We start from the raw sequence: 16,728 nt of genomic DNA on the forward strand, positions 1-16,728 counted from the left end.
CCCCCTGCAGGGACCCGCCGTGAGCCTGCGAACGGTGGGGCACGCGGCTCCCCGCAGGGCGTTCCCTGCGGCCCGTGCCCGGTGCGGCCCCCCTGCAGGGACCCGCCGTGAGCCTGCGAACGGTGGGGCACGCGGCTCCCCGCAGGGCGTTCCCTGCGGCCCGTGCCCGGTGCGGCCCCCCTGCAGGGACCCGCCGTGAGCCTGCGAACGGTGGGCGGCAGGGGGGTCCTTCTAGGATCGAGCGGTGCCGCCGACGATCACCGCCACCGACCGCCCCCTCGAGAAGCTCTCCGCCGACGCCGTGGTCGTCGGCGTCGGCAAGGGCCCCGACGGCCTGCTGTCCACCCCCGGGGCGGACGCCGTCGACCGGCTCCTCGGCGGCCGGCTGCTGCCCGCCCTGGCCGACCTCGGTGCACGGGGCGGTGAGGACGAGGTGACCCGCGTGGCCACGCTCGGCCAGGGCCCGTTCCCCGTCGTCGTCGCCGTGGGCCTGGGCGCACCGCGCACCGAGGGCGGCTACGACGACGAGGCGGTGCGTCGCGGCGCCGGGGCCGCCAGCCGGGCGCTGTCGGGCCGGGCGTCCGTGGTCACCCTCCTGGCCGCGGTGGGCGGGGCGCCCGACGGGCTGCGCCTGCACGCCGTCGCCGAGGGCAGCCTGCTGGGCGCCTACGAGTTCACCGCCTACAAGTCCGACCTGCCCGCCGACCGGCCGCTGCCCCCGCGGGAGTTCACCGTCGTCGTCCCCGACGCCGGGGACGCCAAGGCCGCGCTGGCCCGCTCCCGTGCCGTGGCCGGGGCGGTCACCCTGGTCCGGGACCTGGTCAACACCCCGCCCAACGACCTGCACCCGGCCGAGCTGGCCGCCCGCGGCGCGGCCGCGGGCAAGAAGGCCGGCCTGAGCGTCGAGGTCCTCGACGAGGACGCCCTGGCCGACGGCGGCTACGGCGGCATCCTCGCCGTCGGCGGCGGCTCGGTCCGCAAGCCGCGGTTGCTGCGGATGACCTACCGCGGCAAGCGGGCGCAGAAGAAGATCGCGCTGGTCGGCAAGGGGATCACGTTCGACAGCGGGGGTCTGTCGATCAAGCCCGCGCTGAAGATGGAGGACATGAAGAGCGACATGGCCGGCGCGGCCGCCGTGATCGCCACCGTGTGCCTCGTCGCGGAGCTCGGCCTGCCGGTGGAGGTCACCGCGACCGTGCCGATCGCCGAGAACCTGCCCAGCGGGACCGCCTACCGCCCGGCCGACGTGGTGACCTTCCGCAACGGCAAGAAGGCCGAGATCACCAACACCGACGCCGAGGGCCGGGTCGTGCTGGCCGACGCCATCTCCCGCGCCGCCGAGGACTCCCCCGACTACCTGCTCGAGACCGCCACCCTCACCGGGGCCCAGCTGGTCGCGCTGGGCTCCCGCACGGCCGGCGTCATGGGCAGCGACGACCTGCGGGACGCCGTGGTGGCGGCCGGCCGCCGCTGCGGTGAGGCGATGTGGGCCATGCCGATGCCCGCCGAGCTGCGCCGGGGCCTGGACTCGCCGGTGGCCGACTTCGTCAACGCGAACGCCGACCGCATGGGCGGGATGCTGGTGGGCGCCCACTTCCTGGCGGAGTTCGTGCCGGCCGGGCTCCCCTGGGCGCACATCGACATCGCCGGCCCGAGCTACAACACCGGCTCCGCGTGGGGCTACACGCCCAAGGGCGGGACCGGGGTCCCGGTGCGCACCCTGCTGGCGACCATCGAGGCGCTGATCGCGGGCTGACCCCGCCGCCCCGCCCGTCCCGGTGGGGACGGGCGGGGCGCCGGCCGGGCCCGGCCCGTGCGGCTCAGCCCTGCCCGTGGTGCCGCTGCGTCCACGCCCGCATCCGCTGCGGGTAACCGGTGACCTGCACGTCGTGGACGGGGATGCCCAGCTCCCGGGAGAGGCGGCGGGCCGCCCGCAGCCCCGCGATCCGGCGCCGGGTCCACTCTCCGTCGGCGGCGACCAGCACGATCGTCGTCTCGGTGACCGCCGTCCGCGGTTCGACGTAGCCCTCGACGCCGCGGCGGGTCGCGACGAACCGCTCGAGGTGCCTGGCGTCGTCCCGGCCGGGCTCCCGGTCGAGCGTCGGCCGGTCGGGGAGACCGCGCCGGTGCGACCGCCCCCTGCGCCAGAACCGCATCCCCGCCTCCGTCCCCGGGCCGCCGTGCACCGCTCCCCCGACCGGTGAACGGTCGCTCCGGGCCGGGTGGTTCCGCTAGTGGCAGGATGAGCACGGACGTTCCCCCGCCCGTGCGGGCGGGGCGCCGACGACAGCGACGAGGAGTTCCCGTGAGTGCACCCACCTCCCCCGCCGACCTGGTCATCCTCGGTGGTGGCTCGGGTGGCTACGCCGCCGCGCTGCGCGGCGCCGAGCTCGGGCTGTCCGTCGTCCTCGTCGAGCGGGACAAGGTCGGCGGCACCTGCCTGCACCGGGGCTGCATCCCCACCAAGGCGCTCCTGCACGCAGGGGAGATCGCCGACGCCGCCCGCGAGGGCGAGCAGTTCGGCGTCAAGACCTCGCTGGCCGGCATCGACATGGACGGCGTCAACGCCTACAAGGACGGCGTGGTCTCGCGGCTCTACAAGGGCCTCCAGGGGCTCATCAAGAGCCGGAAGATCACCTACGTCGAGGGCGAGGGCCGGCTGGTCTCGCCCACGGCCGTGGAGGTCGACGGCCAGCGCTACGAGGGCCGGCACGTCCTGCTGGCCACGGGTTCCTACGCCCGCAGCCTGCCGGGCATCGAGCTCGACGGCACCAAGGTCATCACCAGCGACCACGCGCTCCGGATGGACCGCGTACCGACCTCCGCGGTCATCCTCGGCGGCGGGGTCATCGGGTGCGAGTTCGCCAGCGCCTGGAAGTCCTTCGGCGTGGACGTCACCGTCGTCGAGGCGCTGCCCCACCTGGTGCCGCTGGAGGACGAGTCGTCGTCCAAGCTGCTCGAGCGGGCCTTCCGCCGCCGCAAGATCAACTTCGAGCTGGGCAGTCGGGTCTCCGGGGTCCAGACCACCGAGAACGGCGTCAAGGTCTCGCTGGAGAACGGCAAGGAGATCGAGGCCGAGATCGTGCTCGTGGCCGTGGGCCGCGGCCCGGTCAGCCAGGGCCTCGGCTACGAGGAGGCCGGGGTCGCCATGGACCGCGGCTACGTGCTCGTCGACGAGTACTGCCGCACCAACGTCGAGACCATCTCGGCCGTCGGCGACCTCATCCCGACACTGCAGCTGGCCCACGTCGGCTTCGGCGAGGGCATCCTCGTCGCCGAGCGCCTGGCCGGGCTCAACCCGGCGCCCATCGACTACGCCGGGGTCCCGCGCATCACCTACTCCGACCCGGAGGTCGCCTCGGTCGGGCTGACGGAGGCCCAGGCCAAGGAGCGCTTCGGCGAGGTCAAGACCCTGACCTACGACCTCGGCGGGAACGGCCGCAGCCAGATCCTCAAGACGCAGGGCGCGGTGAAGCTGGTGCAGGCCGTCGACGGCCCCGTCGTCGGTGTCCACATGGTCGGCAGCCGCGTCGGCGAGCTGATCGCCGAGGCTCAGCTGATCTACAACTGGGAGGCCGAGGCCGACGACGTCGCCAGCCTCATCCACCCGCACCCGACGCAGAGCGAGGCCCTCGGCGAGGCGCACCTCGCGCTGGCCGGCAAGCCCCTGCACGTGCACGGCTGACCCCGCACCACCCCCACCCACCCAGCGCTGCGAAGGAGCCCCGCCCCGATGCCGACCTCCGTCACCATGCCCGCCCTGGGCGAGAGCGTCACCGAGGGCACGGTCACCCGATGGCTCAAGCAGGAGGGTGAGCAGGTCGAGGCCGACGAGCCGCTGCTCGAGGTCTCGACCGACAAGGTCGACACGGAGATCCCCTCCCCGGCCGCCGGCGTGCTGACCAAGATCCTCGTCGCCGAGGACGAGACCGTCGAGGTGGGTGCCGAGCTCGCCGTGATCGGCGGCGACGGGGACGGCGGCGGCGCACCGGCCGGCCAGGACGAGGCCGCTGAGGAGGCCGCTGAGGAGGACGCCGGGGAGCAGCCCGCCGCGGCCGAGGAGCCCGCACCGGAACCGGCCGAGGAGCCGCAGCCGGAGGCCCAGCCCGCGGCCGAGGCGCCGTCCGGTGACTCCGGCGGCCCCTCGGGCGGCGGCGAGGGCACCCCGGTCACCATGCCCGCCCTCGGCGAGAGCGTCGCCGAGGGCACGGTGACCCGGTGGCTGAAGTCCGTCGGCGACGAGGTCGAGGCCGACGAGCCGCTGCTCGAGGTCTCCACCGACAAGGTCGACACCGAGATCCCGGCGCCGGTGAGCGGCACCCTGCAGGAGATCCTGGTCGGCGAGGACGAGACCGTGGAGGTCGGTGCGCAGCTGGCCGTCATCGGCAGCGGCGCCGCCGGGGGCGGCTCCGCGCCCCAGCAGCAGGCGGAGCCGGCCGCCCCGCCCCAGCAGCAGGAGCCCCAGCAGCAGGAGGAGCCGGCCGCCGAGCAGCCCACCCCGGAGCGCGCGCAGCCGGCCTCCGAGCAGCCGGGCGCCGACTACGGCTCCAGCGGCGCGATGCCCGCCGAGTCGCCCACCTCGGCGCCGTCCCCCGCGCAGGCGGTGGCCCCGCAGGCACCGCAGGCGCCGAAGACCCCGTCGCCCGCGCCCGCGGGCGGCGGCGACGGCGGCGGCACGTACGTCACCCCGCTCGTGCGCCGTCTGGCCGCCGAGCACGACGTGGACCTGTCGTCGGTGACCGGCACGGGTGTCGGCGGGCGGATCCGCAAGCAGGACGTGCTGGCGGCGGCGCAGCAGGGCCGGCAGCCCGCGGCGGAGCCGCAGGAGGAGACCCGGCAGGGCCCGGCCCGCACGGCCCCGACCCCGTCGCCGGCGGCCATGCCCGACACCTCGCTGCGCGGCCGCACCGAGAAGCTCTCCCGGCTGCGGAGCGTCATCGCCCGCCGGATGGTCGAGTCGCTGGCCGTCAGCGCGCAGCTGACCACGGTGGTCGAGGCCGACGTCACCGCGATCGCCCGGCTGCGGGACAAGGCCAAGCGCGACTTCGAGGCCCGCGAGGGCGTCAAGCTCTCCTTCCTGCCCTTCTTCGCCAAGGCGTCGGTCGAGGCGCTCAAGGCCCACCCGGCCGTGAACTCCTCGATCGACCTCGAGGCCGGCACGGTCACCTACCACGACGCCGAGAACCTGGGCGTCGCGGTCGACACCGAGCGCGGCCTGCTGGTGCCGGTCATCAAGGACGCCGGGGACCTGAGCATCGGCGGGCTGGCCCGCAAGATCGCCGACCTGGCCGAACGCACCCGCACGAACAAGGTCACCCCGGACGAGCTGGGCGGCGGCACCTTCACGCTGACCAACACCGGCAGCCGCGGTGCGCTGTTCGACACGCCGATCATCAACCAGCCGCAGGTGGCCATCCTGGGCGTGGGCACCGTGGTGAAGCGCCCGGTCGTCGTCCAGGACCCCGACCTCGGCGAGGTGATCGCGGTCCGGTCGATGGTCTACCTGGCGCTGACCTACGACCACCGGATCGTCGACGGGGCCGACGCCGCGCGCTTCCTCGGCACGGTGAAGGAGCGGCTGGAGGCCGGCCAGTTCCACGGCGAGCTCGGGATCAGCTGAGCGGGCCCCCTGCCCCCCGTCGTCGGGGCCCCGGCACCCGCCGGGGCCCCGGTCGCGTCCGCCGTCCCGGCGCCAGCGGAGGAAGTGCATGAGGATCGCGGTCACCGGCTCGTCCGGTCTCATCGGCACGGGTCTGGTCGCCACGTTGCGGGCCGACGGGCACGAGGTGCTCCGCCTGGTCCGGCGGACGCCCCGGACCGCCGACGAGCACCGCTGGGACCCCCATCACCAGCGTATCGACGCCACGCTGCTGGCCGACGTCGACGCCGTGGTCAACCTCGCCGGCACGCCCATCCGGCCGCGGCCGTTCACGTCCTCGTACAAGGAGAGCCTGCGCCGCAGCCGGCTGGACAGCACGACCACGGTCAGCCGGGCGTTCGCCGACGCCGCGACCGCCGAGCCCGGCCGCCGCAGGGTGCTGCTCTCCGCGTCCGGCATCGACTACTACGGCGACACCGGCGACCTCCCGATCGACGAGACCGCCCCACCCGGCTCCAGCTTCCTGGCGCGGTTGTGCGTGGAGTGGGAGGCGGCCACCGCGCCCGCCGAGGCCGCCGGCATCCGGGTGGCCCACCTGCGCACCGGTCTCGTGGTGGGTCGGGACGCGATGCTCATGCGGATCCTGGGGCTGGTCTTCCGGGCCGGCCTGGGCGGCCGGATGGGCTCGGGACGGCAGTACTGGCCCTGGATCAGCCTGGACGACGAGGTCGCCGCGATCCGGTTCCTGCTGACCGCGGACGTGTCCGGCCCGGTGAACCTCACCGCGCCCGATCCGGTCACCAACGCGGAGTTCGTCCAGCACCTGGCTCGGGTCGTCCACCGGCCCGCCGTCCTCCCCGTCCCTGGTCCCGTCCTGTCCCTGGCCCTGGGTGACTTCGCCCGGTCCAGCGTGCTCGGCGGGCGGCGGGCCGTTCCGGCCGTGCTGGAGCAGGCTGGGTTCACCTGGACCCACCGGGACCTCGACGCCGCCCTGCGGACGGCGCTCGGCCGGGACTGAGGCTCACCGCGCAGCCCGCGCCTCGGCGATCCGCCACCCGTCGGCCCCGCCGACGAGGGTGATCCGGGCACCGCTCGGCCCGCGGGGCCCGACGGTCTGCACCGGCGCCTCCCCCGCGGCCCCGACGACCGCGTAGGCCGCCCACTCGTCCACCACGGCGAGCACCACCCGCCCCTCGTCGGCCGACACGACGGAGGCCTGGACGACACGGGGGGCGAAGCCCTCCAGCCGGTGCCCCGCAGCGCGCAGCGCCTCCACCGCCGCGCGGTCCGCGGCGAGCATCGGGCTGCCCGGGGCGTGCACCCGGTCGAGCGGCTCCGCATCGGCGGCGGTGAACGCGCGGGCCCGCGCCTCGTACAGGTCCGCCAGGACGGCGCGCCAGTCGGCGCCGTCACCCTCCGCGGCCTCGTCCGCTGCCGGGGGCCGGGGGCCGGAGCCCGATCCGGCGTCGCCCGTGCCGTCCGGGCCCGTGCCGTCCGGGAGCGCGCCGTCCGGGCCCGTGCCGTCCGGGAGCGCGCCGTCCGGGGTCGCGGTGGGCGCGGCCGCCGGTGCGGGGCCGGCAGGGCCCGGTGCCAGCCACACGGCGACCGCCGCGACGGCGACCAGCACCGCGAGCACGGCACCGGCCCGTACCGCGCCGGCCCGCAGCCCGCCCGCCCCGGCGCGCAGCGCACCCAGCCCCACCGCGCCGGCCCGCACCCGGCCGGCCACCCGCCGCCAGCGCGGTGCCCGGTCCACCACCCGGGGCGGCTCGCGCCGGTGCCGACCGGGCACCTGGTGGGTCAGCTCCACGCGGGCGGAGGTGCCGCCGGCGCGCCCGGCCGCCCGGTCGCCCGCACCGGAGGCGGCCAGCTGCACGGGCTCGGGCCGGCAGGCGTGGCGGAGGTCGAGGGCGAAGGCCGCCGCCGACCCCCTCCGGTGCGGGTCCGGGTCCAACCCCCGGGCGATGACCGCCAGCAGCGCCGGCGGGGCCTCCGGGGCCAGCTCGGCGAGGTCGGGCAGCTCACCCTCGGCCGCGACGCGCAGCGTGTCGGCCGGGGTGGCCGCGTTCCAGGGTGCGACGCCGGTCAGGCCGTGGAAGGCCGCCGCGGCCACCCCGAACACGTCCGACGAGGGGTCCGGTGCGCCACCGCGGGCCACGACCGGGTCCACGTAGGCCGGGGTGACCTCAGCGGCGGCCTCCTCGCCCAGCACCCGTGCCACGCCCAGGTCGGTGAGCACCGGGCGCCCCTCGGTGGTGAAGACGACGTTGCCCGGGGACAGGTCGCCGTGGACCACGCCCTGCTCGTGCGCGCAGGCCAGCGCGGCGGCCACGGGGGCGATCGCGGTGACCACCTCCCCCGGGCGGAGCCGCCCCCGGTCGGCGAGCAGCGCCCCCAGGCTGCCGCCGGGGAGCAGCTCCAGGACCAGCGCCACCCGCGGGGGCCCGCCCCGGCGCGGCTGGTGCACCACCTCGACCAGGCGCACGAGGTGCGGGTGGTCGAGCGCCCCGAGGAGGGCGGCCTCGCGGGCCTGGCGCTGCGGGTCGCCGGCCACCAGCACCTTCACGGCCACGGGTGCGCCACCGGCCCGGGGCACCGCACGCCACACCTCCCCGGAGGCGCCGCGGCCGAGCAGCTGCTCGAGCCGGTAGCCGGGGACGACAGGGGCATCCGGGTTCCCGGGCGCAGGCAGCAGGGGCACCGCGGCACGGTAGAGCCGCGGGCCGCTCGGTCGCCCCGGTCGTCCACAGGCACCGCACCGCGACCGCCGTCCCCCGCACGGGCCGGCGGCAGCGGCACCACCACCCGCCCCGTGTGCCCGCCGTACCGGACGCCTAGGTTCGGGCCATGCCACCGCCCGCCTGCGCCGAGGTCGTCGTCGTCGGAGCCGGACTGGCCGGGCTGTCCGCGGCGGTGCGGCTGGTCGGCGCCGGGTGCGACGTCCACGTCGTCGAGGCCGCCGCGCACGCCGGCGGCCGGCTGGCCACCGAGCGCATCGACGGGTTCGTCGTCGACCGCGGGTTCCAGGTCCTCAACACCGGCTACCCCCGGGCCGCCGACCTCGACCTCGAGGCCCTCGGCCTCGGGTACTTCTGGCGCGGCGCGGGCATCCGCGTCGAGGACCGCGTCCACCGCCTGGTCGACCCGCGCCGGCACCCCGCGGCCGCGCTGGAGACCCTCCGCGCGCCCGTGGGGTCCCTCCCCCGCAAGGCCGCCATCGCCGCCTTCTCCGCCCGGGCCGCCTGGACGCCCGTCCCCCGGCTGCTGCGGGCGCGGGAGCTCACCGCCGAGGAGCACCTGCGCCGCTCCGGGGTCGGCCCGGCCGCGCTCGAGCGGTTCCTCCGCCCCTTCCTCTCCGGCGTGCTGCTCGAGTCGGGGCTGCAGACCTCGAGCCGGTACCTCGACCTGCTGTGGCGCAGCTTCGCCCGCGGGGACATCGGCCTGCCGGCGCGCGGGATGCAGGCCGTCGGTGAGCAGCTGGCCGCCCGCGTCGGCGGCGGGCGGGTGCACCTCGGCGTCCGGGTGACCGCGGTCGAGGGGACCTCCGTGCGCACCGACCACGGCCGGGTGGAGGCCGACGCCGTCGTCGTCGCCACCGACCCGGGGACCGCGGGGCTGCTGGTCCCCGGCGTCGTCGCCACCGCACCGCGCCAGGTCACCACCCACCTGCACGTGCTGCCGTCCTCACCGTGGCGCGACCCGCTGGTGCTGCTCGGCCGGCCCGGCGGCCGCCTGGTGAACTCGGTGGTGGTGACCGACGCCCAGCCGGCCTACAGCCCCGACGGGCGGGCCCTGCTCGCCAGCTCGACGCTGGCCCCGACCGGCGAGGCCGAGGTCCGCGACGAGATCGCCGCCCTGCACGGCGTCCCCACGCGCGACCTCGAGCACCTCACGTCGGTGACCGTGCCCGGCGCCCAGCCGGCCGCCCTGCCCCCGTTCACCCTGCGCAAGCCGGTCGACCTGGGCGGGGGCCTCTTCGTCTGCGGCGACCACCGCGACACCCCCTCCATCCAGGGCGCCATGGCCAGCGGTGCGCGCACCGCCCGCGCCGTCCTGCGCGCCCTCCGCCCCGGCCAGCAGGGAGCCACCTGACCGTGCCCGCATCAGCACCGACCATCCTGGCGACCAGCATCGGGTTCGACTCCCGGGGCCGCGGTCCGTACGACTGGGCGCCGGGGCCGGTCTTCGACCTCGCCTTCGACCTCGCCGGCCGGCCGGAGGCGCCCCGGCTGTGCTACGTCGGCACCGCCACCGGTGACGACCCGGTGCGCGTGGCGGGCGTCTACGGCGCGTTCGCCGGCAGCGGCGTCCGGGTCAGCCACCTGAGCCTCTTCCCGATGCCGACCGTGCCGGACCTGCGGGCGCACCTGCTCGCCCAGGACGTCGTCTGGGTGGGCGGCGGGAGCGTGGCGAACCTGCTGGCCGTGTGGCGGGTGCACGGCCTCGACGAGGTGCTGGCCGAGGTGTGGCGGGCCGGCGTCGTGCTGGGCGGGGTGTCGGCCGGGTCGCTGTGCTGGCACGTCGGGGGCACCACCGACTCCTACGGCCCGGACCTGCGGCCGGTGACCGACGGTCTGGGGTTCATCCCCACCTCCAACGGCGTGCACTACGACTCCGAGGAGCAGCGCCGCCCGCTCTACCAGCGGCTGGTCGCCGACGGGACCCTGCCCGGCGGGCACGCCACCGACGACGGGGTGGGGCTGGTCTACCGCGGCACCGAGCTGGCCGAGGTGGTGGCCGACCGGTCCGGCCGGGCCGCCTACCGGGTCGAGCGGGGGACGGACGGCGCCGTCGTGGAGACCCGGATCGAGCCGCGGCGGCTGCGCTGAGGCCTCCCTGCAGGGTCGTCGCGGCCCGGTCCCGGGCACCGCCCCGAGCGGAGCGAGGGGTGGGGAGGACGGGTCCTTCCACGGTGGGGGGCCGGGAGGTCCTTCTATAGGCTCGGGACGTGAGCGAGCTGCAGGTCATCCGCGCCGGCCTGGTCCCCTACGAGGAGGCCTGGGCCTGGCAGCGCAGGCTGCACGAGGAGCGGGTCGCCGGCACCGGCCCGGACACCCTGCTCCTGCTGGAGCACCCCCCGGTGTACACGGCCGGCAAGCGCACGGAGCCCCACGAGCGGCCGGTCGACGGCACCCCGGTCGTCGACGTGGACCGCGGCGGCAAGATCACCTGGCACGGGCCGGGGCAGCTCGTCGGCTACCCGATCGTGGCGCTGCCCGATCCGGTCGACGTGGTCGCCCACGTCCGCCGCCTCGAGACCGCGCTCATGGCGGTCTGCGCCGGCCTGGGCCTGGTCACCGAGCAGGTCGAGGGGCGCAGCGGGGTCTGGGTGTCGGCCGACGAGCCGGGGCCGGGAAGCCGTGCCCGGCCGGCCCGGAAGGTGGCGGCCATCGGGGTCCGGGTGGCCCGCGGCGTGACCATGCACGGCTTCGCGCTCAACTGCGACCCCGACCTCGGTGCCTTCGGCTCGATCGTGCCGTGCGGCATCGCCGACGCCGGCGTCACCTCGCTGTCGGCCGAGCTCGGCCGCGACGTCCCCGTCGGCGAGGTGGTCGATGCGGTGGAGACCGCCGTGCGCGCCGTGCTGAGCGGCGCGGCCGCGGTCCCCGCCGCGAGCTGAGCCGGCCGGGTGGAGTGCCGGGGGCGCGTCCACCGCGCCGCGGCACTCCACCCGGGGTCGGCTACCCGACCACGAAGTTGACCAGCCGGCCGGGCACCGCGATCACCCGGCGCACGGTCCGGCCCGCCAGGAGGCCGGCCACCTTCTCGTCGGCCCGGGCGGCCTCTTCCAGCCCAGCGGCGTCCGCGTCGGCGGGCACGTCCACCTGGGCCCGGACCTTGCCGTTGAGCTGGACGGCCACCTGGACGGTGTCCTCGACCAGCCACCGCTCGTCGGCGACCGGGAACGGCGCCCAGGCCAGCGACTCGCCGTGCCCCAGCCGCGACCACAGCTCCTCGGCGATGTGCGGGGCCAGCGGGGCCACCATCAGCACCAGCGGCTCGGCCACCGAGCGCGGCACCGGGCGCCCCTCCCCGTAGGCCTGCGTCAGGTGGTTGGTCAGCTCGGTGATCCGCGCGATGGCGATGTTGAACCGCAGCGTCGCCATGCCGTCGCGGACGCCGGCGATCGCCCGGTGCAGCGCGCGCAGCGTGCCCTCGTCCGGCTCGGCGGCGGCGTCGGCCCGGACGGCCCCGGTCTCCTCGTCGACGACCACGCGCCAGATCCGCTGCAGCAGCCGCTGGGAGCCGACGACGGCCTTGGTCTCCCAGGGCCGGGACTGCTCCAGCGGCCCGGTCGACATCTCGTAGACCCGGAAGGTGTCGGCCCCGTAGGCGCCGATCATCTCGTCCGGCGTCACCATGTTCTTCAGGCTCTTGCCGATCTTGCCGTACTCGCGGTTGACCTCGGCGCCCTGGTGGAAGAACCGGCCGTCCTTCTCCACCACCTCGGCGGCGGGCACGTAGAAGCCGCGCTCGTCGGTGTAGGCGTAGGCGGAGATGTAGCCCTGGTTGACCAGCCGGCGGAACGGCTCCTCGCTCGACACGTACCCCAGGTCGAACAGCACCTTGTGCCAGAACCGCGCGTACAGCAGGTGCAGCACCGCGTGCTCGACCCCGCCGACGTACAGGTCGACCCCGCCGACGTCGCCCTCGCCGCGCGGGCCCAGCCAGTAGCGCTCCAGCTCCGGGTCGACCATCCGCTCGTCGTCGCCCGGGTCCAGGTACCGCAGGTAGTACCAGCAGGACCCGGCCCAGTTGGGCATCGTGTTGGTCTCGCGCCGGTAGGCCTTCGGGCCGTCGCCCAGGTCCAGCTCGACCGTCGTCCACTCCGTCGCCCGCGACAGCGGCGGCTCGGGGGCGGAGTCGGCGTCGTCGTCGGCGAAGGTCTTCGGCGAGTAGTCGTCGACCTCGGGCAGCAGCACCGGCAGCACCGGGTCCGGGACGGCGACCGGCATGTCGTGCTCGTCGTAGACGATCGGGAACGGCTCACCCCAGTACCGCTGCCGGCTGAACAGCCAGTCGCGCAGCTTGTAGGTGGTGGTCGCCTCGCCGTGCCCGCGCGCCACCAGCCATGCGGTGATCCGCTCGATGGCCTCGGCCTTCCCCAGGCCGTCCAGCGAGACCTCGTCGTTCGCCGAGTTGATCATCGGCCCGGCACCGGTGTAGGCGCCGCCCTCGAAGCCCTCCGGCGGCTGCACGGTCCGGACGACGGGCAGCCCGAAGACCTGCGCGAACTCGAAGTCGCGGGTGTCCTCCCCCGGCACCGCCATGATCGCGCCGGTGCCGTAGCCGGTCAGCACGTAGTCGGCGATGAACACCGGCAGCTCGCGGCCGTTGACCGGGTTGACGGCGGTGACGCCCAGCCAGACACCGGTCTTCTCCCGCGCCTCGTTCTGCCGGTCCAGCTCCGAGCGGCGGGAGGCCTGCCGCTGGTACTCGGCCACCGCCTCCGCGGGGGTCGCGGCCCCGCCGGTCCAGCGCGGGTCGGTGCCCTCCGGCCAGGCGTCGGCGGTGAGCGCGCCCACCAGCGGGTGCTCCGGTGCCAGCACCATGTACGTGGCCCCGAACAGCGTGTCCGGCCGGGTGGTGAAGACCTCGATGGTCTCGGTACCGGTCGCGAACCGGATCCGCGCACCGGTCGAGCGGCCGATCCAGTTGCGCTGCATCAGCTTCAGCGAGTCCGGCCAGTCCAGCCGGTCCAGGTCGGCCAGCAGCCGGTCGGCGTAGGCGGTGATCCGCATCATCCACTGCTTGAGCGGACGGCGGAACACCGGGAAGTTGCCGCGCTCGGAGCGCCCGTCGGGCGTGACCTCCTCGTTGGACAGGACGGTGCCCAGGCCGGGGCACCAGTTGACCGGCGCCTCGTGCAGGTAGGCCAGCCGGTGGGCGTCGACGACCCGCCGCCGCTCGACCTCGTCCAGCTCCGCCCACGGGCGGCCGGTCGGGTTGCTGCCGGGCGCGGGCTCCCGGGTGCCGGCGTCCAGCTCGGCCACCAGCTCCGCGATCGGCCGCGCCCGGCCGGCCTCCTCGTCGAACCACGACCCGAAGACCTGCAGGAAGATCCACTGGGTCCACTTGTAGTAGCCGGGGTCGATGGTGGCGAAGGACCGGCGGTCGTCGTGGTCGACCCCCAGCCGGCGCAGCTGCGCCTTGATGGCGGCGATGTTCGCCTCGGTGGTCACCCGCGGGTGCTGGCCGGTCTGGACGGCGTACTGCTCGGCGGGCAGGCCGAAGGCGTCGTAGCCCATGGGGTGCAGCACGTTGTCGCCGTCCATCCGGCGGAACCGGCTGGTGACGTCGGTGCCCAGGTAGCCCAGCGGGTGACCGACGTGCAGCCCGGCACCGGAGGGGTACGGGAACATGTCCATCACGAAGAACTTGGGCCGGTCGGCGACCCGGTCGAAGCCCGCGGACAGCCGCCCGGTCGGGTTCGGCGTGTGGAAGGTGCCCTCCGCGGCCCAGCGGTCCTGCCACGCCAGCTCGATCCGCTGCGCCAGCGCGGGGGTGTACCGGTGCGGGGGCGTGCCCTCCGCGGCGGGGTCGGTGCTCGGCTGGCTGGCCGTCTGGCTCATCGTCAGTGCTCCTGGGGGCTCGTACCGGCGGCGGACATGAAAAAACCCCTCACGCAGGAGGGGTCGCCGTGCTGCCTGATCCGGTCAGGTCAGCACGGCCGCGGAAGGAGGAGCCGACCGGTCACGCGCCCAGGATAGCGCGGCCCGACCACACCGTTCCGCGCTCGTCCGGCCGACCCCCGCCCCGGTGCCGAGGGCGGGGGTCGGCCGGCGCGGGTCAGGCCAGCTGCGGGGCCACCTCGGCGGCGACGAGGTCGAGGTGGTCGAGGTCGGAGAGGTCGAGCACCTGCAGGTACGCCCGCGAGGCCCCCGCCTCGGCGTAGCGGCCGAGGACGTCGACCACCTCGGCCGGGGTGCCCGCCGCCCCGTGCTCGTCCACCTCGCGCCCGATCGCCGCGGCCCGGCGGGCCAGCTCGGCCTCGTCGCGGCCGACGCACAGCACCAGGGCCGAGCTGAAGACCATCGACGCCGGGTCGCGGCCGGCCTCCTCGCAGGCCTCCCGGACCCCGGCGAAGAGCCGCGCGTTCTCCTCGGCCGAGGAGAAGGGCACGTTGAACTCGGCCGCGTAGCGGGCGGCCAGCCGCGGGGTGCGCTTGCGCCCCCGGCCGCCGACCAGCACCGGGACGCCGCCGTCCTGGAGCGGCTTGGGCAGCGCGGGGGAGCCGGCGAGCCGGTAGTGCTCGCCGGCGAAGTCGAAGGTCTCCCCCACCGGCGTCGACCACAGCCCGGTGACGACGGCGAGCTGCTCCTCGAACCGGTCGAAGCGCTCGCCCAGCTCCGGGAACGGGATGCCGTAGGCGGTGTGCTCGGCCCCGTACCAGCCCGACCCGAGGCCGAGCTCCACGCGGCCGCCGCTCATCCGGTCCACCTGCGCGACCGCGATGGCCAGCGGCCCCGGCAGCCGGAACGTGGCCGCGCTCATCAGGGTGCCGAGCCGGATGCGGCTGGTCTCCCGGGCCAGACCGGCGAGGGTGACCCACGCGTCGGTGGGCCCGGGCAGCCCGTCGCCGCCCATGGCCAGGTAGTGGTCGGACCGGAAGAAGGCGTCGAAGCCGGTCTCCTCCGTCCGGCGCGCGACGGCGAGCAGGTCGTCGTACGTGGCCCCCTGCTGGGGCTCGGTGAAGATCCGCAGCTGCACGGCCGCGACGCTAGCCCGACCCGACGGGGGGCGCGCAGCCGAGATCGGGATCCGGGGTGTGCGGCCTGCGGCGAGCGGGCAGGATGGCCGCCGAGACGATCAACTCGGAGGTGCATCCCGTGTTCCGCAAGAAGACACACGGCCAGATCATCGGCGAGGAGCTGCAGGAGGGCTTCAGCCACCTCGGGACGGCGGTGGCTGAGGCGGGCCGGGCCGCGGCGGAGCAGCTGGCACCGCGCGTCGAGGCCGCCCGCGAGGCCTCCGGTCCCGCGCTGCAGGCCGCCAAGGTGGCGGTGGCGCCCAAGGTTGCCGCGGCCGCCGCGATCGCCGCCCCGGCGGTGGCGCAGGCCCGCGAGGCCGCCGGCCGTGCCGCCGCCGACCTGTCCCCCCGCGTGGAGGCCGCGCGCGACGCCCTGACCCCGCGCGTCGAGGCCGCCCGGGAGTCCCTGAGCCCCCGCGTCGAGGCCTACCGCGACTCCCTGGCCCCCCGGGTGGAGGCCGCGCGCATCGCCGCCCAGGAGGCGGCCGCCGACCTCGGCCCCCGGTTCGAGGCCGCCCGGGAGTCGGCCCGCAGGACCCTGGAGAAGGACGTCGGCCCCCGGCTGACCGCGGCGCAGGCGGCGGCCCTGGCCTACGCCACGCCGAGGGTGCTGGCCGCGCGCGAGTCGCTCGGCCCCGCGTTGGAGAGCGCCCGCGACAGCCTGGCCGGCGTGCTCGAGGAGCTCGACCTGCGGCGCGAGGAGCTGGCCGCGAGCACGGACGAGGCGCGCAAGCAGGTCGCGAAGCGTCGCCGGGCCCTGGAGAAGCGGGCCGCCAAGCAGGGCGGGAAGGTGTCGAAGGGCACCACGGCGGCCAAGCGGCGGGCCGGCCAGGAGTCCCCGCCGCGCCGCTGGCCGTGGGCGGTCCTCGTCCTCGCCGTCGGCGCCGTCGCCTTCTCGCTGCTGCGCCGCCGGACGGACGACGACCTGTGGACCCCCGCCCCCGCCGGGGACGGGCCCGTGCCCAGCTACCGAGAGGACCCCGTGCCCAGTTCCCCCAGCAACTCGGAGAAGGCGGTCTCCACCGCCCAGGAGACCGCCGGCGACGCGACCCCGCCCGACAGCGACCTGGGCGAGCAGCCGCAGCAGATGGCCTACGGGGACGCGGAGAACTCCGCCACCCCGGGCACGGCCACGACCAGCTCCAACGACCCGGCGCTGGACACGGCGACCGCGTCGCCGACCGACCGGCCGCAGACGGCCAGCAGCGGCCTCGGCTCGGACGCCGAGGACCCGCGCAACCCGGCCACCTGACCGGCACCGCACCCGCAGCACCGACGGGGGGCGCCCCCGCCGCGGGGGGGGGCGGGGGCCCGTCCGGCGCCGGGCGGCCCCCGGGGTTACGGTGGGGGTCAATATTGAGTACGTGGGGCCCCCCCC

12 protein-coding genes are annotated in these 16,728 nt (G+C 76.2%); 8 read left to right on the forward strand and 4 right to left on the reverse strand.

The window, feature by feature from the left end; genetic code table 11:
* Positions 1-244: 244 nt before the first annotated feature.
* Positions 245-1,756: a leucyl aminopeptidase gene (locus ACI8AC_RS24240; RefSeq protein ID WP_456900413.1), complete on the forward strand. Its 1,512-nt coding sequence runs from the start codon at positions 245-247 to the stop codon at positions 1,754-1,756.
* A 64-nt stretch (positions 1,757-1,820) separates the two neighbouring features.
* Here ACI8AC_RS24240 and ACI8AC_RS24245 read toward each other — a convergent pair whose 3' ends face one another.
* Entirely contained in the window at positions 1,821-2,156 is a 336-nt protein-coding gene (locus ACI8AC_RS24245; protein ID WP_456900414.1) for an oxidoreductase, read from the reverse strand.
* Positions 2,157-2,305: 149 nt separating this feature from the next.
* Between ACI8AC_RS24245 and lpdA the strand changes: the two genes are divergently transcribed.
* The 3 genes from lpdA (at position 2,306) to ACI8AC_RS24260 (ending at position 6,617) form a co-directional block, all read left to right on the forward strand.
* Positions 2,306-3,685: a dihydrolipoyl dehydrogenase gene (gene lpdA / locus ACI8AC_RS24250; RefSeq protein WP_456900415.1), complete on the forward strand. Its 1,380-nt coding sequence runs from the start codon at positions 2,306-2,308 to the stop codon at positions 3,683-3,685.
* 48 nt (positions 3,686-3,733) lie between these two features.
* Positions 3,734-5,620 carry a 2-oxoglutarate dehydrogenase, E2 component, dihydrolipoamide succinyltransferase gene (sucB, locus tag ACI8AC_RS24255; protein ID WP_456900416.1) on the forward strand — a complete coding sequence of 629 codons (1,887 nt, stop codon included), beginning with the start codon at positions 3,734-3,736 and terminating at the stop codon, positions 5,618-5,620.
* Positions 5,621-5,708: 88 nt separating this feature from the next.
* Positions 5,709-6,617 (forward strand): TIGR01777 family oxidoreductase, encoded by a 909-nt coding sequence (locus ACI8AC_RS24260; protein WP_456900417.1) that lies wholly within the window; start codon positions 5,709-5,711, stop codon positions 6,615-6,617.
* 3 nt (positions 6,618-6,620) lie between these two features.
* On the opposite strand, the gene ACI8AC_RS24265 is transcribed toward ACI8AC_RS24260, so the two are convergent.
* The gene (locus ACI8AC_RS24265) at positions 6,621-8,300 is read right to left on the reverse strand and encodes a protein kinase domain-containing protein (RefSeq protein WP_456900418.1); all 1,680 of its coding nucleotides are present in this window, start codon (positions 8,298-8,300) and stop codon (positions 6,621-6,623) included.
* A 146-nt stretch (positions 8,301-8,446) separates the two neighbouring features.
* Between ACI8AC_RS24265 and ACI8AC_RS24270 the strand changes: the two genes are divergently transcribed.
* The 3 genes from ACI8AC_RS24270 (at position 8,447) to lipB (ending at position 11,219) form a co-directional block, all read left to right on the forward strand.
* Positions 8,447-9,691 (forward strand): NAD(P)/FAD-dependent oxidoreductase, encoded by a 1,245-nt coding sequence (locus tag ACI8AC_RS24270; RefSeq protein WP_456900419.1) that lies wholly within the window; start codon positions 8,447-8,449, stop codon positions 9,689-9,691.
* A 2-nt stretch (positions 9,692-9,693) separates the two neighbouring features.
* Complete coding sequence (locus ACI8AC_RS24275) at positions 9,694-10,428, forward strand: Type 1 glutamine amidotransferase-like domain-containing protein (RefSeq protein WP_456900420.1); 735 nt, start codon at positions 9,694-9,696, stop codon at positions 10,426-10,428.
* 119 nt (positions 10,429-10,547) lie between these two features.
* Positions 10,548-11,219: a lipoyl(octanoyl) transferase LipB gene (gene lipB / locus ACI8AC_RS24280; protein ID WP_456900421.1), complete on the forward strand. Its 672-nt coding sequence runs from the start codon at positions 10,548-10,550 to the stop codon at positions 11,217-11,219.
* A gap of 61 nt (positions 11,220-11,280) precedes the next feature.
* On the opposite strand, the gene leuS is transcribed toward lipB, so the two are convergent.
* Both leuS and ACI8AC_RS24290 read right to left on the reverse strand, forming a co-directional pair.
* Positions 11,281-14,172, reverse strand: a complete 2,892-nt coding sequence (gene leuS, locus ACI8AC_RS24285; protein ID WP_456900422.1) for a leucine--tRNA ligase — start codon at positions 14,170-14,172, stop codon at positions 11,281-11,283.
* Positions 14,173-14,389: 217 nt separating this feature from the next.
* A complete protein-coding gene (locus ACI8AC_RS24290) occupies positions 14,390-15,310 on the reverse strand; it encodes an LLM class F420-dependent oxidoreductase (protein ID WP_456900423.1) in 921 nt (306 codons plus the stop codon).
* 119 nt (positions 15,311-15,429) lie between these two features.
* On the opposite strand from ACI8AC_RS24290, the gene ACI8AC_RS24295 reads away from it, so the two are divergent.
* On the forward strand, positions 15,430-16,602 hold the full coding sequence (locus ACI8AC_RS24295; protein WP_456900424.1) for a hypothetical protein: 1,173 nt from the start codon (positions 15,430-15,432) through the stop codon (positions 16,600-16,602).
* Positions 16,603-16,728 lie beyond the last annotated feature (126 nt).

Source organism: Geodermatophilus sp. SYSU D00758 (assembly GCF_054049955.1).